The organism is Nostoc sp. (assembly GCF_036917775.1).
GTDB lineage: Bacteria > Cyanobacteriota > Cyanobacteriia > Cyanobacteriales > Nostocaceae > Nostoc.
In genome coordinates this window covers 19853-46406 of record NZ_JBALEQ010000032.1, presented here as the reverse complement: position 1 = coordinate 46406, position 26554 = coordinate 19853, and the positions used below count along the sequence as shown (strand labels likewise).

Here is a 26554-nt window from a genome sequence, read left to right as displayed (position 1 = left end):
ACAAAATAATAAAAAATCAAGTTTTTTAGGGAAAGGCGCGAAGCGCACGCTACGCGAACAAGGTTTCAGGTTTTCAATGCGTAAGTCCTGCTTATGCCGTGCTGTACTAGATGCAGCCAGAAGGTCGGTATTTATCCTTATTTTATGAAAATCCAGTATTTAATAGAGTTTTGAGGATAAATCAACTTGACATTATCAAGATTAAATTGATAACATTTAAAACCCTTAGTTTTTGTGTTATAGTTAAATAAATATTTAAATTGTTGAGCAAGTAAAATATAACAATATGTTTTATTTTAGCTAAACAAAATCTTGGGCGAGGTTGATATTAAGTGAAAATTCAAGCGTTGGATGTCAAGGCTGGCGATCGCATTATTGCTTACTGCAACAACAAAATGCAAACCTGCAAGGTAAAACGCATATTAGATCCTGGTCAATCTAATATCACACTATCAGTATTCACTTCTGAGAATTATCGCGGTTGCTCAGTTTCATCTATAGTCCGCTTCCAATCGAACGCCTTAGTTGATTTGGTAAGTTAAAAATAAAGAAAACATTCCATCTCAAAACTGTCTCTAGCTATTATCCAGCCTAAAGCTGGATTTAGTTTATCTTAAATGTGCGATACCTACGCACATCCAAATTTGTTAATTGTGGCTGATAATTTTTCATCAAAAGTCAGTGATGCTGAACCAGTCAAGACGATAGCAATAAACTAACTAAATAAACTGTAGCGGACATTTGATAGCTTTTAGACAATGGGCTTAAGCCCATTGTTTACTTTGCTATGCTAGTTATTTTTCACATCATAAGCCATGTTAAAAAAATTAGATTTCAGCATTCTCATCTAGAATGGTTCCTTCTACATTGGCTCCATCCAAGTTCGCTCCGCTCAAATTTGTCTGGTTCAAATCTGCTTGGGTGAGATTTGCCTGAGATAAGTCGGCTACAGTTAAGTCTGCACCACTTAAATCCGCTCCATCTAGATTCGCCGCTATCAAGCTTGCTTCCTGCAAATCCGCCTCACTCAAGTTAGTTTCAATCAACTTAGCAACTGTCAAATCAGCTTGACTCAAATTAGCTCCTTCCATTGCTGCTCCATCCAAGATAGCTCCATCCAAAATAGCTCCGCTTAAGTTGCTACCACTGAGATTAGCATTAGTCAAATCAGCTCCATTTAAGTCTGCTTCAATTAAACTGGACTGGGCTAAATTAGCATGACTCAGATTAGCTCCATCCAAAATAGCTCTATCTAAAATTACATTACTGAGATTGGCTTCCCTTAAGTTTGCTTCGCTTAAGTTGACACCAGTAAAGTCTCTGACACCTGCGGCATAGTTTTTCAGGAATTGATCTGCTTTCATATCTGTCGCTGTGCTAAGGAACGCTTAATTAGGCTATAAAAATGACTCAGACAAAGCAGTATGTCTCCATCCAGTACAGCGCAACGGAGAATGGCTGTGGCAGATAAAACTAGAGTGAATATGAAATTAGCTTTATATATATTAGTTATCCTCTATTACTGGCGCTACTACCTAGAGTTATGATTTATTTTCATACTTAGGAGAGATGTTGAGAGATGAAAAAATTTAAGCATTAGTGCAAAGCGTTGTAGTGAGGACTTTAGTCCTCAAATATTCAAGCACTAAAGTGCTTACTAAAAACCTAGCAAAATTAATACGATAGACCACTAGTGCCGTGTCAAGCCTCAATTTAGGTAGGGAGAGGTTTATGAAACTCGCTCTCAAAAAGCAAATTTTGGTTTTCCTGCCATCTTCTATAATTGATAAAACCTGCACACCTAATTTTAGGCATGAGACTGTGACCGAACCAGGAAGTTACAAAGATACTGTAAACCTACCCAAGACTAGCTTTGATATGCGGGCAAACGCCATCAAGCGCGAGCCGGAAATCCAGAAATTTTGGGAAGAAAATAAAATTTACGATCGCCTCTTTGAAAATAACCCCGGCGAATTATTTATACTGCACGATGGGCCTCCCTACGCTAATGGCTCACTCCATATTGGTCATGCCTTAAATAAAATTCTCAAAGATATTATTAATCGCTACCAACTGCTACAAGGGCGTAAGGTTCGCTACATTCCTGGTTGGGATTGTCACGGTTTACCAATTGAGTTAAAAGTTTTGCAGAACATGAAGTCAGCAGAACGGCAAAACTTAACGTCTTTACAACTGCGGCAAAAAGCGAAAGAATTTGCCCTAGCTACGGTAGATAACCAGCGCCAAAATTTTAAACGCTACGGTATTTGGGGTGATTGGGACAACCCTTATCTAACTCTAAAGCCGGCTTATGAAGCGGCTCAAATTGGCGTATTTGGTCAGATGTTCTTAAAAGGCTACATCTATCGCGGTTTGAAGCCGGTTCACTGGAGTCCGAGTTCTAAAACTGCTTTGGCTGAAGCTGAGTTGGAATATCCTGAAGGTCACGTTTCCCGTAGTATCTATGCAGCTTTTGCAATCACAAGTTTGTCCGAAGCTGTAAAACCACTATTATCGGAATATCAGTCAGATTTAGGTGTAGCTATCTGGACAACCACACCTTGGACAATTCCGGGAAATTTGGCGGTGGCGGTGAATGCAGATTTGAATTATGCAGTGGTGGAAGTTTCCCATCCAGAGGTGCAGAGTAATTTTCAATACCTTATTGTTGCTGCTGATTTAGTCGAACGTTTATCTTCAACATTGGGAGTTGAGTTAACTGTAAAAGCCACGTTCAAGGGAAATGACTTAGAACATACTACTTATCGTCATCCTCTATATGACCGCGAAAGTCCGATTGTTGTGGGTGGTGATTACATTACTACTGAGTCGGGTACTGGGTTGGTACATACTGCACCCGGTCATGGTCAAGAAGATTACATCGTTGGTCAGCGCTACGGTTTACCCATTCTTGCACCAGTCGATGACAACGGCAATTTTACCGAAGAAGCGGGAGAATTTGCGGGGTTAAATGTGCTGGGTGATGGGAATCAGGCGGTGATTGATGCCTTAAATGCGGCTGGTTCTTTGCTGAAGGAAGAACCATATCCCCACAAATATCCTTATGATTGGCGGACGAAAAAGCCGACGATTTTCCGCGCTACTGAACAATGGTTTGCTTCCGTGGAAGGATTTAGAGAAGAAGCACTAAAAGCGATCGCCACGGTAAAATGGATTCCAGCCCAAGGTGAAAATCGCATCACGCCAATGGTGGCGGAACGTTCCGACTGGTGTATCTCTCGTCAACGCGCTTGGGGTGTACCCATTCCCGTTTTCTACGATGAAGCCACCGGGGAAGTACTGCTGAATGAGGAAATTATCAACCACGCTCAAGGAATTATTGCAGAAATTGGTTCTGATGCTTGGTGGGAATTATCCGTTGAGGAATTATTACCAGAATCCTATCGTAATAATGGTAAGTCTTACCGCAGAGGTACAGACACAATGGATGTATGGTTTGATTCTGGCTCATCTTGGGCAGCTGTCGTCCAACAACGTCCAGAGTTACGCTACCCAGCTGACATATATTTAGAAGGTTCCGACCAACATCGCGGTTGGTTCCAGTCAAGTTTGCTCACCAGTGTAGCGGTAAATGACATTGCACCTTACAAAACTGTGCTAACTCACGGCTTCGCTTTGGACGAACAGGGCCGGAAGATGAGCAAGTCTGAAGGAAATGTGGTTGACCCAAATACAATCATTGAAGGTGGGAAAAATCAAAAAGTAGAACCGGCTTACGGTGCAGATGTCTTGAGATTGTGGGTATCATCGGTAGACTATTCTGGCGATGTCCGCATTGGGAAAAACATCATCAAGCAGATGAACGATGTCAGAGGCAAAATTCGCAATACAGCGCGGTTTTTGCTGGGTAGCTTGGATGATTTTGACCCAGAAAAAGATACAGTTCCCTTCGAGGAATTGCCAGAACTTGACCGTTATATGCTGCACCGCATCACCGAGGTATTTGAGGAAGTAACGCAAGCCTTTGATAGTTTCCAATTCTTCCGCTTTTTCCAAACAGTACAGAATTTCTGCGTGGTCGATTTATCCAACTTTTATTTGGATGTTGCTAAAGATAGGCTGTACATCAGTGCAAAAGATGCTTTCCGCCGTCGCAGTTGTCAAACAGTGCTGAAAATAGCTTTAGATAATTTAGCACGAGCGATCGCACCAGTGTTATGCCACACCGCCGAAGACATCTGGCAATATCTCCCTTACAAAACACCTTACAAATCGGTGTTTGAAGCTGGTTGGGTACAGGTTGAGGAAAAATGGCGTAATCCAGAATTGGCGGAATTTTGGGACACACTAAGACAACTCCGCACCGATGTTAATAAGGTGTTAGAACAAGCCAGGATAGAAAAACTCATTGGTTCTTCCCTAGAAGCGAAAGCTTTGATTCATATACCTCACAAACAATTAGGCGATGCTATCAAAGCCTTTAACCCGGTTAAGGGTAACGGTATTGATGAACTGCGCTATCTATTGCTGACTTCCCAAGTGGAATTATTAGATTCTGCTCAAGGGTTGCAAGGATTGGAATATACAGCGCAGACGGAAGATTGGGGAATTGCGGTAGTGAAAGCAGATGGTGAAAAATGCGATCGCTGTTGGAACTACTCTACTCGTATGGGAGAATCAGCAGAACACCCCTTAATTTGCGAACGGTGTGTTGCAGCCTTAGCCGGAGAGTTCTAGTTAAATAGACCTGAGTTCAACGAACCCTCCCTACCTTGAAATAAAGTTCAAGCCTTTCCCTCTCCAACTCGGAGAGGGAAAATTTTGTGTATTCAAACCAACGAGAGGTCTGTAATTACATCAATACGGTTCAGTTAGGCATTTTTATTCTTCTCTGTGTTCCCTCTGTGCCTCTGCGGTAGCCTGCGGCAAGATGCGTCTACGTTAAAAAATTTGACTTTGATAAAGAGTTTTAGCCTTAACCCAAGCGTATTGGTAATTACACAGGCACTACATCATCCGTAGAACTTACGTTAAATCAGTTTGTAGTCACCGCCTAAAAAAGATATTTTACGTTAAACATATTATGGTTGTTTTGTAAAGTACGTAATTTCTAAGGGTAATATAATTATGAATAAAAAATCAGGTGTTTTTACTGAAGCTCACTAAGTACTTTCACCGTATTCTTTTCATGTATAGAGCAAAGTTGCAGTATTATGAAGAAAATATAAAGGTATGGATTAATACGTAAAACTTCGATTAAAACATCCATTAACTTAATCAAAATTCAAGAGATACAAAGATATGTCAAGTAAAGTTGCTAAAGAGTTGGCAGATTTTTTGCTGCAAATAGAACAGCGATCGCAGTTTCATGCAGGCTATCCGTATAATTTAAGTTGTGATTACAGTGCGATCGGGAAATTTTTCAATCATCTGTTAAATAATGCTGGAGACCCATATATAGAGCCAGATTTTGGTCTCCATTCCCGTAGGTTTGAGCAAGAAGTATTATCTTTTTTTGCTCAACTCTATAAAATTCCAGAAAATCAGTTTTGGGGTTATGTTACAGCTGGTGGAACTGAAGGTAATTTATATGGAATTTTCTTAGCAAGAGAAATCTACCCTAATGGGATTCTTTACTCATCACAAGACTCTCATTACTCAATTCCTAAAGCCGCGAAATTATTCCGGATTCAACATAATGTTGTTAATTCACAAATTAACGGAGAAATGAATTATGACCATTTTGAACAACTACTTAGCAAAAATCGTAGTTATCCAGCCATCATAAATTTAAATATTGGGACTACTGTCAAAGGTGCAATTGATAACTTAGACAAAGTTCTAGAAATTTTAGAGCGCAATCAGATTAAAGATTACTACATTCATTGTGATGCTGCACTTTCAGGGTTAATATTACCGTTTTTAGATGGCGCTCCGCAAGTGAATTTTAAAAAACCGATAGATAGTGTAGCTATTTCTGCTAAATTCATTGGTTCTCCCTTACCTTGTGGTGTAGTTTTAACTAAGAAAAAATGGGTAGAAAAAGTTGAAACAGAAATTGAATATATTGGTTCAAAAGATACAACTATTCTGGGATCTAGAAATGGTCATACCCCCCTAATTCTCTGGTATGCAGTACAAACAAGAGGTTATGATGGATTAGCTAAAGAGGCTAAGACCTGTATTCATAATGCTCAATATCTTTTCCAACAACTTCAAATCAGAGAATATCCATGTATGTTAAATAATTTTTCCAACACAGTAGTTTTTCAAAAGCCTTCTCAAAGGTTAATTAAAAAGTGGCAATTAGCAGTTTTTGAAAACTCGGCACACATGATAGTCATGCAGAATATTGGTCGGGATAAAATCGATATTTTTATTAATGAACTATTGTTAGAAGAAGGGTTAGTTAATAACGCAGAAGATTTCCAGCTACAGCCAGTACTACAACACTAATATTGATTTTTCAATTTTAAAAGGTGTTTCTCCAAAGAGAATTCGATACCAAACAAATTATCTCTTTAAAAAGTTTTTGTAACATAAGTTAGCAGCAAGTAGCATTTCTACTTCTGCACTTGCCATCGGTGGTAAGAAAAAATACCCTTGTCCATAATCACATTGTAACGCCTTCAATTGTGCTAATTGTTCTACAGTTTCTATGCCTTCTGCTGTAACAGACATATTAAGATTATGAGCTAATGTCACAATCGCTCTGACAATTTCTAAATTTTCTCCTCGACTACCTATATTAGTGACGAAAGAGCGGTCAATCTTCAGAGTTTTGATAGGTAGGCGGTGCAGATAACTCAAAGATGAATAACCAGTTCCAAAATCATCCATGTGCATCTCGACATTTAGCTCTGTTAACTGGGAAAGCACAGTGGTAGCTAATTCAAAATTATCCATCAACAGGGTTTCAGTAATCTCCAACTTCAAACTACATGGCTCCAGTCCAGTCTCTTGCAAAATATGTTTAACTTGTTTAAACACATCGGGTTGCGTGATTTGTTTCCCAGAAAAATTGACGCTAATTGTCAGAGGTTGTGAACTAGGAAATTTTTGATGCCATCTGTGCATTTGCTGACAGGCTTCAGAAAGCACCCATTGCCCAATACTAACAATCATTCCAGTTTCCTCCGCCAGAGGAATAAAATCTTGAGGGGAAATAAGACCTCGTTCTGGATGATACCAACGTATCAGGGCCTCAAATCCAATAATTTTGCCAGTTATAAGTGAAATAATTGGCTGGTAATCAAGACGAAATTCTTTTTGTTTAAGCAGTGCATTTCGCAGAGCAGTTTCTAACTCTAATAGCAAAGATGCACCCTCGTACATCTTTTGGTCAAAGACCTCATAGCGTGCTTTACCAAGTGATTTGGCGCGGTACATTGCAACATCGGCATCGCGGAGAATATGCGCTGATTGTTCATAATCTGGTTTACTTAAAGCGATGCCAATACTAGCATTAGTAAATACCAGATGCTCATTTAATTGAAATGGCAAAGCTAGCATCTTTTTAATTCGCTCGGCTACCTGTATGGCGATATCAATATCCTCAATATCCTCAATTAAGATGGTGAACTCGTCTCCACCAAAACGAGCAACTATGTCTCTGGTTCGTAGAACTGACTTTAGCCGATGGGAAATTGCAATCAAAAGCTGATTTCCCAGTAGATGTCCAAGGCTGTCGTTAACAACTTTGAAGCGGTCTAGGTCTAAGAAAAGTACGGCAAATAAATAATTATTTTGCTGTTTAGTACGTTCTATTGCTTGCTGGACTCGCTCCATAAATAATCGTTGATTAGGTAAGCCGGTTAGCCCGTCATGAAGACTATTGTGAAGTAATTGCTCTTGTGCCTGTTGACGCTTGATAATGTCTTGTTCTAGTTGTTGATTTACTCTGATAAGTTCAACAGTGCGTTCTAGAACTAGTTGCTCAAGTTGATAACGATATTGGATTAATTCTTCCTCTACTAACTTCCGCTTAGTGATGTCACGGATAATAACAACATACTCCCTTAGCTGAGAATTGAATGGCTGGGAAATAGTCGATTCAACAATTCTTAGACCTTGGTTTATTTTTAAAGTTTGCTCAGTCCTGATAGACCATTGCTTTGGTTTGCCGTGATAGCATACTAAGAGTTGATTCAAGTTTTGCCCAAGCAGCTCCTGAACATTGGTTTGAAATAATTCTTCAGCCGCAGCATTAGTCTGACAAATTTTACCGTTTTCATCTAAGACTAAAACAGTGTCTGGAACGGTATCGAGAGTAGTGATAAATAGGCTTTTTGCTTGTTTGCGTGCTTCATCAATAGCAACGATTTGTGGTAGAGTTGTCCAGCAAGCGATCGCTACTCCAATTAAAGAAAGCGTTACTAACAGAATAGCTAGTAAAGAATTTTGAGGATTATCAGAAACTTTACCTAATAAATCGCGGATAACCCAACTGCTTGTAGCAGTAATACAAATTAATGATACTAGGACAATCACCTGTAGTATCAGAAAGTCTGAATTGTTTGTGCTAGACCGAGTGTAGTAACGCTGTGTCCACCATTCCAACTGTAATGGTGCAAATCTTAAGCGACGTAGCCCAACATCTCCAATCATCAGAACAATGGGTAATAATAATCCCACTGAAAAATCTCTCCAATTCCAAGCTAAACCTCCTACTATTAGAACTACCGCTTCTAAAAAGAAAAAACCAAGCGACCACCAAGGCCATAAAACCTGAGGTTTTCCTCGACACAGCCATAATCCCAAATGTAATCCCATAATGGACATTAAATAACAAGTGCCTGCCACAGTGACAAGTTGAGATACATTTCCCAAATTTAGACACAGCAAACTGATTAGAAAGGTCAGGAAGATAGCAGGCCCAAGGACACCTTGACGGGAAACTAATGCAAATATGGGAGAAATCTGTCTGTCCAAAGCAAGTTGGTATAATATCCGAGGAGAATTGGAAACCGCCGTAGCAGAACTTAGAAGGCAAGATACAGTAATCAAAAGTGTTGCTAAAAAAGAGGCAGATTCACCCCAAAAAGGCTTAGAAGCTGCTACCAGATTTAAGAACGCATCATTACCTATTGTGGGATTTTGACCCGAACACATTAATACCCAAGAACCACCTAAAAAGACTGGAGGAATTAGCCAAGCAGCTACGGTTAAGAAGCTTAAAGTTTTATACGGATGGTGGCTATCAGCTACAAAAGAAGAAGTGGTTTCACAAGCATAAATTGAATAGCTCGCCAGAAAAAACCACTTAGCCCATTCTTCAAAGCTCAGACTATGTGTGCTAGTTGGAATAAATTTCAAACTAGCATTTGAGAAGACTAACCATAAAACGCCTTCAATAGAAAACAAAAGCAGTAATAAAATTGCTGGGAATACAAAAAATAAATGCAAGAGCGCTAAAGCACGAGTGCCACTAAACGCTAAAATAAAAGGAATCGCTGTAAATAAAACTTTTAATAAAGTTTCTGGACAAGAAATACCTAATGTTCCAAAATTTACTTTAATTAGGTCTGTGAGAATAATTGCATACAGTGCCGGTGCTGCTGCCCAGCTAAAAAAGTATCCTAATGCTACGTAACGACCTAAGTCAGGAAAATTTTTTAATAGCCTTGTGGTATAATTTGGTGTTCCTCCAGCGACATCTGGCCAACGTCTACCTAGACTTTGCACCTGCAAGTTTAGTAAAAAGGAAATAATCGTGCCAACAAACCAAACTAAAATCGCTTTAGGCCCTAACGCTGCATGAATAATAGGGGCAGTACCAATCCATCCCACGTGACCCGTTAAGCCAAAGCCCCAGGTTTCGAGATAACTCAGAGTCCGTGGTAAACGTATTACCAAGTTCTGATTTTTCTCTGTCGGTATAGAATTTTGAGTAAGCATTGTTTCTTAGTAAGATTTACTGACCTTTTCACTCAATAGCCGAATTTCGCTGCATATAGCTTCCGTATAAGTGCTGAACTTATAGAAAAGATAACTTACTTATAGCAATACTATCTAATTTATGAAAATTCGTGCTGTCCAGATCCCCGGCAACTTTTATGAAGTCGGGGATCTAATCTTTAATGAATGATTTAGGACTGCTATATTACCCTCATTAGCTTACTGATTAGGTTTCTATAGCTTTTGCAACAACTCCTGAGTTAACTGAAAAAATGCTTTTGAACCAGCTGATTGTGGAGCATTTAAAACAGCTGGCATAAAACTATCAACAGCCTTTGCAACATTGACATCAACTGGTATTTGTACTTTACAAATTTTCTCTACCCCGAAATCTTCTACAACGCGGTGCATCACTTGTTTATAGTATCTGCCCGTGAGAAGGTTAGCAGTAGACATACTGAATACAATTCCCAGCATTTTTATATCTATTTTGGTTTCATGTCCATGACTATCTTTCAATTGGGCGATGCGTCTTTCTAAGAGTTGAATACCCACTACAGATAAGGGTTCTGGTTTTGCCGGAAGTATGTAGAAATCGCTGGCAGCTAAAGCGCTACGAGTCAATAAATTATATCCAGGGGCACAATCGAGAAGGATAAAATCATATTCTTGACGGACTGGTTTTAAAATGTTATTAATCAGGACTCTTTCAAAGCGATTCCAAATAGTTTCAAAGTCCTGTTCTCCTAATGCAGTTGCTTGTTGATGTAGCATTTCTGATACAACAAATTCATCATATAAGTCTATATCTCCTGGTAATAAATCCAGCCCGGGAAGATTACAAACCTGGGATTGAATGATATCTTGAATTGTGAGTTTTGCTTGTGGGTCTGGATTGATAACTTCGTCAATCAGATACCTAAATGTCTTGCTTTGTTTACGACGCTTGGCAAAATCTAAAGGCGACATTAAACTGAGTGTGGCACTAATTTGGCTATCTAAATCAAGGACAAGCACCCGCTTGCCATGATTTTTAGCTAAACAGGTAGCTAAGTTGACGGTGAGGGTGGTTTTACCAACGCCACCTTTCATGTTTGCAGTAGCAATTACATATCCCATTGGTTGAGTCCTCTGTTGACGCATTCTTCACATCTAGGTAGCGTACACCTCTCTCGATTTATTAAATCTTCCATTAAATTTAATATTTTCGGAAACTCAACGAAGAGGCAGGGGGAAGGGAGCAGGGGGAAATGACTACTTTTCCGTGCCGTGGGTGGATTTACCTGCTGTACTATTTAAATTACTATCACTTTGGTTGAAAGCTAGATAACATTAGATTCGGCGTGTTTACTGTTCGGGAGTGCCAAAATGTCTAAACAGCTGGGTCAAAAAATTGCACCTACACCTATATCAAATGATATCAATGTAGTGGATTTGATCGATCAATACTTCACTGCTTACAACTCAGCACGGTTGCGGGAAATCTGCCAACTTCTGAGTCGTGATGTGCTAACCGAAGGTGTTACTGTCGGAGTTAGCCTTTCCGGTGCGATGACACCAGCAGGATTTGGGGTTTCAGCGCTTGCACCCTTAATTCGTAATGGCTTTATTGATTGGATGATTAGCACTGGTGCAAATCTTTATCATGATATGCACTATGGTTTAGGTTTTGAACTCTTTGCTGGTAATCCCTTTTTGGATGATGTGAAACTGCGTCAGCAAGGGACTATTCGCATTTATGACATTATCTTTGGTTACGATGTGCTACTAGAAACTGATGCGTTCATCCGCAAGATTCTGCAAGGGGAAGCGTTTCAGAAGCGGATGGGAACTGCTGAGTTTCATCATTTATTAGGTAAGTATGTTCGGGAAGTAGAAAAGCAACTGGGTGTACAGCATTCCTGCTTGCTTGCTACAGCTTATGAGTATGGCGTACCTATATATACGTCTTCTCCTGGAGATAGCTCTATTGGGATGAACGTGGCGGCTTTGGCTTTGGAAGGTTCGCAGTTGGTGATAGATCCATCAATTGACGTGAATGAAACGGCTGCGATCGCATATAATGCCCGTGAGTCAGGCGGTAAAAGTGCGGCTGTAATTCTCGGTGGCGGTAGTCCTAAGAACTTTTTACTACAAACTCAACCGCAACTTCATGAGGTATTAGGGCTAGAAGAACGAGGACACGATTACTTTGTGCAGTTTACCGATGCACGTCCAGATACAGGCGGTTTGTCTGGAGCAACCCCATCAGAAGCCGTTAGCTGGGGTAAGATTGACCCCGAAGAGTTACCTAACACAATTGTTTGTTATACCGATAGTACGATCGCTCTACCACTGGTAACAGCATACGTCTTGAATAAGTGCCAGCCTCGTCCCCTGAAGCGTATTTACGACAAGCGAGAAGCTATTTTGGATAAACTGCAAAAAGACTATTTAGCAGCCAAAACCCAATCATCAGATCAGATTCCCGCAGCAGTAGCTGAAAGTGCCCAAAAGCAAACAGCGACTTATCCCTGTGGGCGGCTGATTCCGAATACGTAAGGAGTAAAGGAGGCAGAGGAGCAGGGGAGCAGGGCAGAAGGGGGAGCAGGGGAGGTAGGAAGACAAGGAGGAATTATTGAACAAGTCCTTGTCTCTTCTTCGTGTTCAATGCCCCATTCCCCATTCCCCATTCCCCATTCCCCATTCCCCTTATCCCTTTTGCCCAACCAAAAAATAAGTTGTCATTTTCCCTTTCCCTTTAACTTCGATTTCGCCCCGCTTTTGAAATAAAAATTCATTACACAAAGATTTATAAGTATCTTCTGTAACTTGAATTTTACCAACAATACCTTGAGATTCCATACAACTAGCGATGTCTACCGTGTTTTCCCAGAGATCGCAAGTAAATTTGTTGAAGTCAATTACTCCCGCAACTACGGAACCACTATGGATGCCGATACGGATGTTGAAGTGTTGGTTATTTTCAGTATTAAAGAGAGCGATCGCAGTTTGGATATGTAGTGCCATAAGAGCGATCGCTTGAGCATGATCTGGGCGGCGTGTAGGTAAGCCACCAACTACTATATAAGCATCGCCAAAGTTCTTGATTCTCTCTAAACCATATTGTTCGGTGAGGCAATCGAAAGTTGAGAAAATCGAGTTAAGTAAGTTTACCACTTGAATTGCACTCATAGAAGCGGCAATTTCGGTAAAGCCGATAATATCTGCAAATAAAACTGTGACATCAGCAAATTCTTCACCAATTTTAGCTGATTCTTCTTTCAGTTCCTTCGAGATTGCGGTTGGCACAATATTCAGCAATAAACGTTCGGTTTCTTCTTGCTGATGACGTAGCGCTTCTTCTGCTGCTATTCGCTGGGTAACATTGCGAAATATGCCACGAACTGCAACTGGATGACCTTCAGAAAATTTACAGTTAATATTACCTTCTAAAAAAATTGTTTGACCATCTTTAGTAACGAATGCCGCTTTTACTTGATCGAATTTTTCTCCTGACAGTACGCGATAAAACCTTTGCCAACATTCTTGTTTAAATTCTGGATGTATAATATCGAAAATGGTCATATTCGCAATTTCAGCTTCGCTATATCCTAAAGTTTCTTGCCATGCAAGATTGACATAAGAAAAACGACCATAGACATTGACACATTGAATCAAATCATTAGCATTTTCAAATAAATCACGATAGCGTTCTTCGCTTTCTATCAAAGCATCTTCTGCTTGTTTACGTTTGATAAACTGGGCGATTTGGCTACCAATAGAACCCATCATTTGCAATAGGTCTTTATCTTTTGGTTGTACGTCACGGCTAAAGAAAACCATCACTCCTAAGATTTCACTATCGTCTAAGATAGGAAAGCCAAAAGCTGCGTGCAATCCAGCTTCAGCCGCAGGTTGCGATCGCCTTGTGTCTCCATCTTCTGTGATATCTTTAATCCACAAGGGCAAACGTCTAATCCAAATTCGACCAGGTAAGCCAACACTGGGAGTATAGGTAGTTTGCCAGGTGATTGCCTTAAACTCCCGCACAGAAATTACTCGACTTGACCAAATTTCTACACACCGTAGTATTGCATTGATGCTGTGTCCCTGTACCGAAGTGCCAATATATTGACTTGGTGCCCAAAGTTCACCTAAATGCCATCCCAAGTTCTGACAAATCGACTGCAAAATTTGCGGAATTGCCTGCTTTACACTCTGGGATTCTGATAATATCCGAGTGATAGCATACTGGGTACTTGTACGCTGTTCTCGGTATTGTCGAGCCGTAATATCCCGACCAATGTAGACAACATCTTCTAATCCTTGTATTTTTTTCGGAATTACTGAACAAGAAAAAGCAATCAACCGCTTTTCTCTAGTTTTAGTCCGACAAACTACCTCTAAGTTATGGAAATTCTGCCGAAAATAATAATTTTTAAAAATTGATTTTATTAAAAAATGGTCGTCATCCATTATCAGAGATAGTGGACGATTAATTAATTCTTCTTCGCTAAAACCAAATAATTCTTGAGCAGCATTATTTACTTTTTTGATATTGCCTTTACTACTAATTATTAATAAAGCATCTGGCATCAAATTAATTATTTTTTCCATATAGCTATTGTATGCTGTTAAAGCATTCATCCGCAGTTTTTCTTCATAAGTTTGCTGTGCTAATTTTTGCTTTAAAATAAATCTATTAGTAACATCTTCAATAAAAACGATTAATTTATTTCTAAATTTATTTTCATGCTGGTTGCTGAGAATATATATATTAATGTATATATATTTCTGATTTGAAGGTCGTCCAATTGCTTCTAACTCAAATAGTTGCTGCTCTCCTCGCAAAATAGCTTGCAAAATTTTTTCGAGTCCGATAAACTCAGGAAAACCTAACCGGATATCTTTTCCCCGGATCACTTCTTCAGGACTATCTGCAAACCGTTGCACTTGCTCCGATGTATTTATGATGCAGAAATTATCATCCAGTTCCAAATGTTCAAATTTATCTGGTAATGAAGGTTCGTTGCAAATCCGATCTAGTAGTTGGTCTTTCATTGTAGTATGCGATACTTTCAAAAATATAAAAAATTATTCTGTAATATAATAATTGTGCTTTTTATTAAATATCGTTTATGCCTTATCGCAGAAAATTTTTAAAAAGAGCAGGATACACAACCCTTTCTGCCTTATTGACTATGGGGTTTTTACAAAAGGATAGGCAGAAGGAAGATGGTACCATAAATGCTGCTACGGCAAATTATCTAAGTGCAAGCGCAAATGTCAATTCTCCCCTTCGACAATTAGCAGCAGCCAAAGGAAAGCGTTATGGCGCAGCAGTTTCTAGTGAATTTTTGCTACAAGAGAAGGGTTACGCTAACCTAATTGCTCGTGAATGTTCGATAGTGACACCAAATGGTGAATTAAAATGGAACGCTACTGAACCACAACCAGGAAAATTTACTTTTGAGTCAGCAGATGCGATCGCTGGTTTCTGCCAAAAGCATAATATACAATTGCATGGGCATACCCTTTTCTGGCACATGGGAAAACCAGACTGGCTACCTTATCCCCCCACTCTTCAAATGCTCGAACGCCATGTTAAAGGAGTTATGGGTCATTATCGCAATAGCCCCGTTTTAAAGTCTTGGGATATTGCCAATGAAATTATCGCTGATAGTGAAAATGAAACTGATAATCCTACCTACGGTTTGCGTAAAGGGGTAAAACGAGAATTAATTCGAGATTTGTTTTTAATTGCGGCTTCAGTTGATAACACTAAGAAATTTTACCTAAACGATTTCGGCATCGAAGGCGCTACATGGAAATCAGATCGTTTCTTAAAAATGGTCGAATATCTGAAGAATAGTGGCGTTAAAATTGACGGCGCAGGTATCCAATCACATCTATGGTTTTCTACTGCCTATGGTTTTGATGAGAAAGGATTTAATTCTGTCTTAAAACGGCTTAACGATCTTCAAGTTAAACCAATAATCACAGAATTAGATATTATCATTGATGCCCCACTGCCTGATAGTATAAAAAAGCTAGATCAGATGGTAGCCGACAGTTACAAGCGATATCTTGACCTCTGCTTTGCGGCTGGAGTTAATACTGTAATTACATGGGGAATTACCGACCGTCATACCTGGATACGTCATCCCGACTGGATGCCAGGAAAAACCTTCAGAAACAATCCAAGTCTCTGGAAATTCCTGCGTCCACTTCCCTTCGATGAAAACCTACAACCTAAACTTGCTCGCAACGCTATTGCCCAGGCTTTTCAGCAAGCAACTTAATACTTTATTCAGACGTAAATAGCGCTTTTAACTGTCATTTTTAACTAAGGATGTGAGGATATTCTTCCTTATTAAGGAGCAAAGATAAAGCGTCTGAAGTAATTAGTGATTAAGCCTCAATACAGTATTACATAAATTCGTGACAAATTGAGTGACATACTGGTGAGGCTTGACGAAACTCAATTACGCTACAAACTTGTGGAATCTTGTAGTGAGAAATAGCAGCATTCTATTTTTTTTTTGTTGGCTTGGCATACTCCAAATTTCTCGTAAAAATAATGTAGCTACAAACCAAGGCTCAAGCAAATAACGTCTCCAAAGTCTTTTCGGTTCAGATAACAAGCGATACAACCATTCCAAGCCAACCCTTCCCATCCAGCGAGGAGGAGTAGGCACTACTCCTGCTACATAGTCCATACAGGCTCCACTAGTCAAAATAGTGTTGGCATGAATATATTCTAGATTTTCCGAAATCCAATGCTCTTGGCGTGGCATACCCATCCCCACCATTAACACATGAGGTTTGTAAGCATTAATGGCAGCCAGAGTCGCAAGATTTTCTTCACTATCTTTATCCATATCAATATAACCATGAGCGCAAGCAATCTGTAAACCAGGAAATTTCTCGCGCAAAATACTTGCTCCTTGTTCTGCAACTCCTGGCTTTGAACCTAAATAGAATACACGCCAGTCTTTATTAGCAGCTTCTGCCATCAGAGGCCATACCCAGTCAGCATAAGTTACTCTTTGTTCTCGTTTCATTGGAAAACCTAACAACTTTCCAATAAACAATAGAGGCATACCATCAATATGGATATATTCAGCCTTAGCATAAAACGTTTGCATTTTTAGATCGTTATGAAAGAGATAAAGACTATGCAAGTTGTGATTAGCAATAATCCATTTCTCGTTTTTATCAATAGATTCTTCAATTAATAAATTTAACTCTGGGATAGAGAGTGCATCAAGTTTAACACCAAGAAATTTATAAGAAAATCGATTTTTCATGACTTAAAGAATTTTTATTTTTAGAATTATGAGAATTGATTCCAGAAGAAAGATGATATCTAAAAATTAATTACTAGCAATATTTAAATATTTCAAATCTTGAATACTAAAAAACTTAAATTTTTTAGACGGGTATGTTCTTTGAAATAAATAAATTTAATTAAGAACGATTTACTTCCATGAGAATTTGTGCGATGTTATGCGCTCTTGCATTCCAAGAATATTTCTCTGTAATTAAGGTATATGCTGTATCTACAATTGATTGATATTTATCAAAATTTGAAGCTGCATCTAGCACTGTATTAGCGACTTCTTCAGTAGAATATCCTGTTACTAAAAGATGTTCTAAATGCCGAAATTCTTCTAAACCTCGCAATCCTTCTGGTGTTGATACAACTAACTTTCTACTAGCGAAATAATCTAACGCTTTATTACGAGCGCCACCTGCTACTGCTTGCTTAGAGAATGGCAACAAAGCAATATCTGCATATTTAACATGTTTAACAAAATCCTCTCTTTTAGGTAAAAATCCCAAAAAAGAAATATTAGAAGGTATTGGTTCTGAAATATCACTACTGTCCCTACCTATAACAACAAAATGTATTTTCTCCTGATGATTTTCAATATGTTTAGCAATCTGAATAGTCATTGACACAGACATATCATTACTTGGAAACTGAAATGTTTTAGGAGCAATAAGAACCACTATCTTTGCTGGTCTAAATGTTTGATAAGGATCTTTACTCAAAAATGATTCAGCATTTAGTAAGTCTTCAGTAACTCCATTTCCGATACTATAAATTTGGTCTGGAGCTTTACCATACCACTGGGAAATTAGTTTAGGAATTGAGTCACCTGCTGCAATAATTGGACTACCAGAAAATATCAGAATTCCCTGAGCAATATATGTCTTAATACATTGTACAAACTCTTTGAAAGGATTGGCAACTGAAAACAAGCGCATCCAATATTCATACGCTGAAAATGTATGAAAATCTAAGACAAGAGAGGAATTTCTGCGTTTTCTAAGCCTCAGCGAAATCAAAGCAGCTAATCCAGGTAAAGTTTCTTGAGCATAAACGATATCTGGACAAAACTCATCGATACATTTTTCTATAGTTTGAATATATGACTTTAGGCTTCTTGATCCAATCGAAATAGAAGGTGCATAATTAACAGATGAACAATCTAAACCTAGCTGAAAAACATCAAAATCTTTAGTTAGATATTGTCCTAGATAAAAAGGTCTAGTAAATGCACCAAATGGTTGACTAGAATCAAGTGTTGAGACAATTAGTAAACGTTTGCCCATAATCTATTAATAATTTGAATATTTCAAGAATTGATTTTTAAACTACATTTTTCAGTTATTTAGATGGTTATGAATTCTCCAAATATCATTAGTTAATTATCCTAGTAGCAGAATCAAACTTCTGAGTTACTTTGGTTAATTTCTTCAGAAAATGTGGGAGAAATTGCCAAATTTTTGTAACCAATAATTGCTCTTATATAGGGTAAAAACCAATAAAATATCCATAACGGACCAGAATGTCGGATACAAAATATAGTCCAGGGTTTTAATGGAAATCCTTTAATTTGCAACGCCTTTTGTAGACGCTGTAATATACTTAAATTAGTATCTACCCAACTGTTACGGATAGAGTTTTTAGTACAAGTACCAATATATTCAGGAGCTACCCATATTTGACAACCCAATTTACGCGCTCTGAGGGCATAATCTAAATCTCCTAAACTGTGAATAAAAGCTGTATCAATATTGCCAACTTTTACAGCAACATTTTTAGGAATTAGTACACAATTACCATACATCGCATCGCATTTTTGAATAACCGAACTTGGTTCTAAAAATTCAAATTTGTTAGAATACCACTTTTTAGATTTTACTGCTCCTCCATAGGTTGCTTTTCCTGTCATTGGGTCTTTAGTTGAACCAACTACGATTGAGTCTGGATAACCTTGTGCAGTCAAATCTTGATGAATCTGTAATAATTTACTGACAGCATTGGGTTCTAGAAATGTGTCATCATTCAACCAGAGATAATAATCATATTGATTCTTTATCGCCTCATCAAAGGCAAGGTGCATTCCTCCCACCCAAAATAAATTACCATTACCCTGAAGAATGTGTACGTCTGGATATTCTGCTTTGATAGCTTGTGCAGTCCCGTCAGAGCTACCATCATCAGTTAGATAAACATCACAATGATGTTTTTGCTCATATAAAGTATGTAGACAGGCGAGAGTTGTATTCCGCCTGTTATGACAGGTCATAACTACAGCTATATTTGCTTTTTTCATCTTATTTACCTCATCTAATTTTTATGGAAATGAGCAATAGAAATAATAAAGCTATACGTAATTATTTCCATTACGTTTAAAGTTTAGCCATTTTTTCTATCCAACCACTCAAATTAATATCTAAATTAAAATTTCGCAATTTTTGTTCCATTCTTCTAACTACCAACATATATCTATGTAAAACTGATACACGAGGCATTTTTAGTCTGACAACCTCTTGACACAACCATAGATATTTTTCGGAATTGATGTTAAGTCTCTTCAATTTTTTTATTTGTGTATTCCAATCGTTATAGAAGAATAAGTTGAAATAATGAATTGATATAATATCATTCCAATGTTTAATTTGTAATTCTGTTGATAAACGGTTATGTAAAGGTAATGGATAACTATAATTAGCAGGAAGATGTTCGACGTTTTCTTCCAAGGCACATAAAGTTACAGACAAAACAGACTGCTCAACAAAATAAATACCTTGGGGAGGAGTTATATCAAGGCGCATGACTTTTTCAAAATTCTCTTTCCAAGCTGTAAATATACCCGCACTCCTTCTCACAACGACCAAACCAGAATTCCAGTAAGCTCTAATCCTTTTTTTACCAATAGGTGTTTCAACAAATACCTCACGTTTTACCCCCAGCACTTCATATAATTTTTGCCAGTACCATTCTTGAGAGTCTCGCAAACCTGTAGAACCAATTCCTTGACCATACTCAGGACGTAAACGAACGTTGCAATTAACGGGTAATAAAAATTCTTTTGGTGGAGAAAAAAAGCATTTATCACTGTCTAGAAAAACTAATATTTCTGCATCAATATTTTGTTCTGCATAGGCACACGCCAAGGGCTTATTTGCTAAATAATATTCATGGAATTCTTGATTAATAGGAACTTGTTGATGATTCACCTGCAATGCTTCAAATGCTTTTTGGGTTTGCTTTGATATTGGTTCACCTACTCTAGGATGAAAACTATATATAGGTGTATCTTTCAATTCTCCACAGAACTTACGAATACTTTCTGCAAGCATTAACGACTGAGCTTCTAAGCGCCCAGGTTCTGTACAAATTATAAAAGCTATAGGTATTGACATAATTATGAAGTATTTATTTATTTACTAAATTAGTTACTAAATAGAGATTTTTTGGCTACCATCAATATTTCCTCAAATAAAGCTGAATAACGACGTGCTTGAAGTTCTAGGGTGAATTCTTGTTCTGCTTTCTTGCGGGCATAAAATGACAGTTTTTCTAACCTCTGTTCATTTTCGAGTATCCAGGCAATTCCTTTGGCGAAATCGTCAACTTCATAAGGGTTCGCTAAATAGCCATTTTGCTGATGATCGATAATATCTTTTAAGCCAGTAGAATTAAATGCAACAACTGGAGTACCACAAGCAAGTGATTCAGAAGCTGTCTGTCCAAAAGATTCTTGCAGAGATGGCACAAGCATCACATCAGCTGCCGAGTAAACAGTTGCTAAAGATAGATCATCATATAAATGCCCTAAATAGTATGTTTTAAAGCCTAAATCAGGTGGATTCTCCGGTTGAGATGCCCCAAAAATAACCACTTCAAAGTTGTCCTTCCATCCAGCCTTACTCAATTCTTGTAGAGCTGGCTGCAACAAATGAAATCCTTTATTTCGATCGCTTGTTGCTTCTATAGCTCCAAAGAGAATCAGCTTCTTATCTTGAGGTAACTTCAGTGTTTCTCGTGCAAAATGTTGATTAATAGGTCGATATTTTTGAGTATCCAATCCGTGAGGAATCACCTCGATTCGCAAATTCTGGAACAAAGAACTGGAACGAGCGCACTCTGCTAACCAAGAACTAGGGGAAACTAGAGTTAAATTAACATTTTTCCAAGCTTTTACTTTGCGCCGCCATACCCAACGGGATAAATCCCATTCATTACTACTATTGAGTTGAGGGCAAGCTCCACAGGATACTTTGTAGCGATCGCATTCTCCAATAACATGGCACCCTCCAGTAAACCCCCACATATCATGAAGAGTCCAAACTAGAGGACGCTTTAGCTTAGAGAACGTTTCTATTTGCATAAAAGCTCCGCTAATCCAATGCAAATTGATTATATCTGGATTAACCTGAGCAACTTTAGGAATAACTCTATCTGGCAACCATTGAATAAAAAATGGAGTATTTTTCTTTTGAGAATAAAGCTTTAATGGTAGGCTTTCAAATGTCAATTTGGCTTTGGCGATGCCTTGAAACAGTCTAATTTTAGGGGCAATTACTGTTTTATCATTACTAGATTTTTCCTGAACTAGCATTTGTGACTGTAGTCCTATATCTTGCAAACCTGTGTGCAAACGATAGGCAGCCCTTGCAGCACCTCCACCAATATCGTGAGTACTAAGATGTAAAACTTTCATTTTTTTTAACTTCGTAATTACTAACTAAAATATTTTTATGATTTCGTTCATATTCAAGAGTCAAAGATAGCGACGTAGTTACATACATTAACCAATTCCAACTGGGAGTTAATAATCTTGCTTCTGAAAAATTTACTATTACAATGATAATTAGCATCTGCATTGGCCAATAATCTTCCGGCTTTTTAGCAACAGAAATAATTCGAGTTAATGCCATTACAAAGAACCGGAAAAAGCCTGCTGCAAAAGTCAAAAAACCTAAAAATCCTAATTCTAACAATAGTTCTAAAAAACCATTGTGAGCATTACTTGCCCAATCATAAGTAGCTCTTAGATTAGATGCAGAAGTACTAGTCCAAAATCCAGAAAATCCATAACCTAGCCAGGGTCTTTCCCAAATCTTGGACATCACTAGCTCCCAGAGATCGGAACGTCCATTAAAGGTAAGGTCTTTGCCAGAAGTACCAACTACGGTATCAGCATTATTGATAAGTAATATTAAACCGATAATGAGTAACATTAAAGTCGAAGTAATTAGAATAACTTGTAATTTATAATTAGTTTTTTGAAATGATTTATATACAGGCAAAAGTAATACCATTGTTAATATAATCGTTAAAGATGTTGTTGAACGTGAGAGGATAATTAGACATATAGATATCCCACATATTCCCCACATCAACCAACGATATCTATAGCTACTAAGAGCAAGGTGCAAAAAAACTCCTGCACTCCAAGCCATCATATATCCTAATTCATTTTTATGACCATAAATTCCGCTCCACATACCTACTAATTCAGGTGATTGATGAATATAACCTGGTATGAAGGCGGAAAATATCATAGATAATAATGCAGATACACCAAGCGCCCAAGCGATTAGTCTCATTTGTTCGCGGAGAGAATAACGCATTGCCAAATAGATTGCCAGAAAATATAGTCGGATTAAACCTCTCATATAAGTAAGACTAGAGCTTAAGTCTCCTGACCACAAAAGAGAAAATATAACTATTGTTATTAAAAGAAACTGTAACGGACTTTTAGTAGTTACATAAAGAAAACCTTTCCAGTATAAAAGTAGGAAATAAAACAGAATTAAATATGAAACTATATTGAATATGGTATCTAGCTTATCGCCTCCGAGGGTAGATATAGAAATTTCTTGTGCAGGATGTATGGTCAATGCCCCTACAGTGATGAGTAATAGTAAGACAGTTAATATTTTTTCTGTTAATTTTACCTTAGTTTCTGACATTTTATCTGTCTATTAATTTCCTATATGGGTTACTATTTTTTTACTTTTGAGTAATTTAATTTTTTCTTCAATTCTTCTTTAAAAATATCCAATACAGTTGCTTTATAAACTGTTTTTTGCGTAAAAATATCTGCCTCTATATTCCTCACAATAAACGGTGGATGCTTTAAGGGAAATTCTATTGCTTCCATCGACATATTAATGAAAGAAAATTTTTGCTTAGAATTGAAATGAGTTGCATCTGTACCAACACCAACATTAGAAATTAAATTTACATTGGGAATAATGCTTAAGCTACCCTGCATCCAGCAAGCAAATGTCCATTGATAATCCCAGGTTATACCTGTAGGATTATTATAAATAGACTGAAATATTCGTCGCCAATAATTTACTGCTTTTGTATCTATAAGAATGTCGTGTAAAAGGTTTTCTGCTTGCACCTCTTTCCAGAGTTTCATAGTCAAATCATAATGTTGCCAAGCACGTCTCCAACTTGCCCAACCCCAGCAGTGGTTATAACGAGAAAAATAGTAACTGTAATTTGTACGTTTTCGTCCAAATTGAACATTTTGGGCAGATATGGTGCCAATTCTAGTATCATACCTATATTTTTCCAGTAGTTCTTCACTAAATCTGAAAAAAGTCGGGTGAGGTATACAATCATCTTCTAAAATAATTGTTTCTTCAACATTATTAAATACCCAATCTAAACCACTAGATACTCGTTTCGCACAACCTAAGTTGATATCAGTATAATTCTTAATAACTTCACATTCCCAATCAACTCTCTCAATAATTGCCCTAGTTTCTTCACATTTTTCTGCCTCACCTTCACGGTTGCTGCGGGGACCATCTGCAATGACAAAAAGCTTTTTTGGTTTAGCTTGGCGAATAGCTTTAAAAACTTTCTCTGTTTTTTGTGGGCGATTAAAAATAATAAAAGTTATTGGTGTTTGCATATTTTATTAATTTTGCTAATTTCAATTACAATTAACAGATAAAGGCTAAAGATAGATAATAATCAAAATTTATAAAAAGGAAGTAGCGATCGCATCTGAATTTTGAATATTTTTTGCGTTCTTTTATCAAACCCATTGCATAGAAAAGCAGCACAAGCTTGAGATATTATTGTTGCGATCGCAGCACCAAATCCTCCATATTTAGGAATTAGCAATAAATTAAGAATAATATTCAATATTGCTCCAAATAAAGTTTTACCTAAAGAAACATGATTCAAACTTTCAGCAATAAACCACGGTGATGTTGCAAGACCCATAAATACAAACAAAGAAGTCCAAATATGAACTGCTAATATTGGCCCTGCTTGTGCATACCCACTTCCAAACATCACCATGATTATTTTTTCAGATAGAAATGTCATTGGCAGAGCAATTGCAAAAGATATATACGTCAGGAGACGTAGTAATTGTCCTATTCGCTGATAATAAAGACTTTCTGATTTTTCCTTAGCTGCGTAAATTGATGGGCCAACCGAAGAGACAATAGCCGCCGGAATAAAATACCAAATTTCAGAAACACGAACCGCAGCAGAATAAATTCCAACCTCCTTATCTCCAATCATTTGACCTAACATTACCTGATCGATTCTCATAAAAATCATGATGGCGAACCCCGAAAAAATTAGAGGTAAACTCTCTTTTAGAAGATTTTTAGCAGCAGTAAAGTTCCAACGCCATAACAACACTGAGGTCCCTCTGGCTTGGTAAACAATCAGCAAGCCAATTGCACTCATTGCAAATTCTGCTAATGTTACCCAGGCAAAAGCTAACAATGGTGCTTTTGTTAAAATTAGTGCTATTTTGATGAGAGTATTTAGCAGAAAAGCTATATTCTTAGCGATTACACTGTATTTTGACTGCACCTGTGATTGAAACCACAGTTCAATAGTATCAGCCGCCCTAAAAATCCCTACCATTCCTAAAATTGCAACTAGCCATATCTTCAGTGTTTCATGCTCACCTAAGAAGAACATACTGCCAACTGCTAATAAGACAGAGGCAATTCCACCGAGCAACTTTAGCAAAAAAGTGGTTCCTAAAATTTCTTCTTTGTTTGATGATTGACGGACAATATGGCGAACTACTACATCGTCTAGTCCAAGAGTAAAAATCGGACTAAATAAGCTAACAAAGGCTAAAACATAGTTAAATAGACCATACTGCTGTACCCCTAAATAGCGTGCTACCCATACTCCTACTACCAAGCTTGCACCCATACGTAGAATGCGGTCAGCAAACAACCAACCTGTATTAGCAATAATTGCACGTAACCCAGAACGAGATTTTAATTGTGATAAGCTTTTAAGCCTTAATTTACTTAGCATTACTTTGTTTAACCATGTGATACTTTCTATATATGCAAATTTTTACTAGCTTACTAAATTCATCAAAATAGATTGAGTTAAATTAGTATTTTACATAATCATTGGCTACTATTTTTTAATTTTCCAGCCACCAAAATTTTTAAGAAGTAGTTGAATAATAAAATAATGCCCTTAATTTTCCAATAAATATTAGACTCAAATAGAAATATTATTTTCAAATATGAAATAAAATCTTCAACTTTCGGACATGGTATTGTTTTTAGCTCATCCAGAGAGGTGAAAGCCAATAATAATGGTAGGCTAAAATTATTGGCTTGAATAATATAATTAAATAAAGAATTGCGTTTCCAAAATCTTTTATATTCATAGTTTTTGTCTATATCTAAAAACTTCTTATTGTGATACTGGTTATTCTGATGTATTCTATACATTACTAAAGGATTAGACATATAAAACTTTTTAGCGCCTACCAAAGAGGCTCCCCATACCAGGCAGTCATCAGCTCTTACACGCCAATCTTCTGTCTTTGGAATAGGTAAAAATTTTCTAATTATTTCTCGACGTATTGACAATGTTGAAGTTATGGAGCCAATCCATTCACCATTGCATAAAGTTCGGATTACTGAATAACCCAAATCTAAATCAACTGCATCAGTTTGAAACGTTCCTTCTTCTGCCCCAAATTTTTTATATGCACAAAATAGGAAGTCACATTCACTACGTCTCTTATAAAAATTTAGGGCAGTTTCTAAATATTGAGGTTCATAAATATCATCGGCATCTAAAAAAAATATAATCTCTCCAGTTGCAGCTAAAAAACCTTCGTTAAAGGATGATAATTGTCCTTGATTTTTTTCTTTGAATATACATTTAACATTCTCGATTTGAGTAAATCTAGCAAGGAGTTCCACAGAATTATCTGTTGATGCGTCATCAACAACAATAATCTCATCAAATTTAACCGTTTGATTTAAAGCACTATCAATTGCGTCTGAAACAAATTCAGCATAATTGTAGTTATTAATTAAACAAGATGTTTTGATTTTGTTTTTATCCATATAGAAATGCCTCCCAAATGCAAAACAAAATAAA

18 protein-coding genes are annotated in these 26554 nt (G+C 37.5%); 5 read left to right on the top strand and 13 right to left on the bottom strand.

Going from position 1 to position 26554, the window contains the following annotated elements; translation table 11 throughout:
• Positions 1 to 332: 332 nt before the first annotated feature.
• Complete coding sequence (locus tag V7K69_RS05830) at positions 333 to 542, top strand: hypothetical protein (protein WP_335032222.1); 210 nt, start codon at positions 333 to 335, stop codon at positions 540 to 542.
• Positions 543 to 827: 285 nt separating this feature from the next.
• Here the strand turns inward: V7K69_RS05830 and V7K69_RS05825 are convergent, their stop codons facing one another.
• Positions 828 to 1364, bottom strand: coding sequence for a pentapeptide repeat-containing protein (locus V7K69_RS05825; protein WP_335032220.1), 537 nt, complete (start codon positions 1362 to 1364; stop codon positions 828 to 830).
• 457 nt (positions 1365 to 1821) lie between these two features.
• Here V7K69_RS05825 and ileS point away from each other — a divergent pair, with 457 nt between their 5' ends.
• Positions 1822 to 4698 (top strand): isoleucine--tRNA ligase, encoded by a 2877-nt coding sequence (gene ileS / locus V7K69_RS05820; RefSeq protein ID WP_335032278.1) that lies wholly within the window; start codon positions 1822 to 1824, stop codon positions 4696 to 4698.
• Positions 4699 to 5262: 564 nt separating this feature from the next.
• Entirely contained in the window at positions 5263 to 6417 is a 1155-nt protein-coding gene (locus V7K69_RS05815) for a histidine decarboxylase (RefSeq protein ID WP_335032218.1), read from the top strand.
• Between the two features lie 57 nt (positions 6418 to 6474).
• Here V7K69_RS05815 and V7K69_RS05810 read toward each other — a convergent pair whose 3' ends face one another.
• Together V7K69_RS05810 and V7K69_RS05805 are read right to left on the bottom strand one after the other, a co-directional pair.
• Positions 6475 to 9858: an EAL domain-containing protein gene (locus V7K69_RS05810; protein ID WP_335032216.1), complete on the bottom strand. Its 3384-nt coding sequence runs from the start codon at positions 9856 to 9858 to the stop codon at positions 6475 to 6477.
• A 234-nt stretch (positions 9859 to 10092) separates the two neighbouring features.
• The gene (locus tag V7K69_RS05805) at positions 10093 to 10977 is read right to left on the bottom strand and encodes a ParA family protein (RefSeq protein ID WP_012408196.1); all 885 of its coding nucleotides are present in this window, start codon (positions 10975 to 10977) and stop codon (positions 10093 to 10095) included.
• A 249-nt stretch (positions 10978 to 11226) separates the two neighbouring features.
• Here V7K69_RS05805 and V7K69_RS05800 point away from each other — a divergent pair, with 249 nt between their 5' ends.
• Entirely contained in the window at positions 11227 to 12399 is a 1173-nt protein-coding gene (locus V7K69_RS05800; RefSeq protein WP_335032214.1) for a homospermidine biosynthesis protein, read from the top strand.
• A 150-nt stretch (positions 12400 to 12549) separates the two neighbouring features.
• Here the strand turns inward: V7K69_RS05800 and V7K69_RS05795 are convergent, their stop codons facing one another.
• Positions 12550 to 14901 (bottom strand): adenylate/guanylate cyclase domain-containing protein, encoded by a 2352-nt coding sequence (locus V7K69_RS05795; RefSeq protein WP_335032212.1) that lies wholly within the window; start codon positions 14899 to 14901, stop codon positions 12550 to 12552.
• A 77-nt stretch (positions 14902 to 14978) separates the two neighbouring features.
• Here V7K69_RS05795 and V7K69_RS05790 point away from each other — a divergent pair, with 77 nt between their 5' ends.
• Positions 14979 to 16142: an endo-1,4-beta-xylanase gene (locus V7K69_RS05790; protein ID WP_335032210.1), complete on the top strand. Its 1164-nt coding sequence runs from the start codon at positions 14979 to 14981 to the stop codon at positions 16140 to 16142.
• Between the two features lie 183 nt (positions 16143 to 16325).
• Here the strand turns inward: V7K69_RS05790 and V7K69_RS05785 are convergent, their stop codons facing one another.
• From V7K69_RS05785 to V7K69_RS05745, 9 genes are all read right to left on the bottom strand, one after another.
• Entirely contained in the window at positions 16326 to 17150 is an 825-nt protein-coding gene (locus tag V7K69_RS05785; RefSeq protein WP_335032208.1) for a WecB/TagA/CpsF family glycosyltransferase, read from the bottom strand.
• A 160-nt stretch (positions 17151 to 17310) separates the two neighbouring features.
• Positions 17311 to 18462 carry a glycosyltransferase gene (locus tag V7K69_RS05780; protein ID WP_335032206.1) on the bottom strand — a complete coding sequence of 384 codons (1152 nt, stop codon included), beginning with the start codon at positions 18460 to 18462 and terminating at the stop codon, positions 17311 to 17313.
• Positions 18463 to 18575: 113 nt separating this feature from the next.
• The gene (locus V7K69_RS05775) at positions 18576 to 19469 is read right to left on the bottom strand and encodes a glycosyltransferase family 2 protein (protein WP_335032204.1); all 894 of its coding nucleotides are present in this window, start codon (positions 19467 to 19469) and stop codon (positions 18576 to 18578) included.
• A 76-nt stretch (positions 19470 to 19545) separates the two neighbouring features.
• Complete coding sequence (locus V7K69_RS05770) at positions 19546 to 20562, bottom strand: hypothetical protein (protein WP_335032202.1); 1017 nt, start codon at positions 20560 to 20562, stop codon at positions 19546 to 19548.
• Positions 20563 to 20591: 29 nt separating this feature from the next.
• Complete coding sequence (locus V7K69_RS05765; RefSeq protein WP_335032199.1) at positions 20592 to 21863, bottom strand: glycosyltransferase family 4 protein; 1272 nt, start codon at positions 21861 to 21863, stop codon at positions 20592 to 20594.
• Positions 21844 to 23118: an O-antigen ligase family protein gene (locus V7K69_RS05760; protein ID WP_335032197.1), complete on the bottom strand. Its 1275-nt coding sequence runs from the start codon at positions 23116 to 23118 to the stop codon at positions 21844 to 21846. The genes V7K69_RS05765 and V7K69_RS05760 overlap by 20 nt, the downstream gene beginning before the upstream one ends.
• Positions 23119 to 23150: 32 nt before the next feature.
• A complete protein-coding gene (locus V7K69_RS05755) occupies positions 23151 to 24077 on the bottom strand; it encodes a glycosyltransferase family 2 protein (RefSeq protein WP_335032196.1) in 927 nt (308 codons plus the stop codon).
• 62 nt (positions 24078 to 24139) lie between these two features.
• Complete coding sequence (locus tag V7K69_RS05750) at positions 24140 to 25462, bottom strand: flippase (protein ID WP_335032194.1); 1323 nt, start codon at positions 25460 to 25462, stop codon at positions 24140 to 24142.
• Positions 25463 to 25560: 98 nt separating this feature from the next.
• The gene (locus tag V7K69_RS05745) at positions 25561 to 26520 is read right to left on the bottom strand and encodes a glycosyltransferase family 2 protein (protein ID WP_335032193.1); all 960 of its coding nucleotides are present in this window, start codon (positions 26518 to 26520) and stop codon (positions 25561 to 25563) included.
• Between the last annotated feature and the right edge of the window lie 34 nt (positions 26521 to 26554).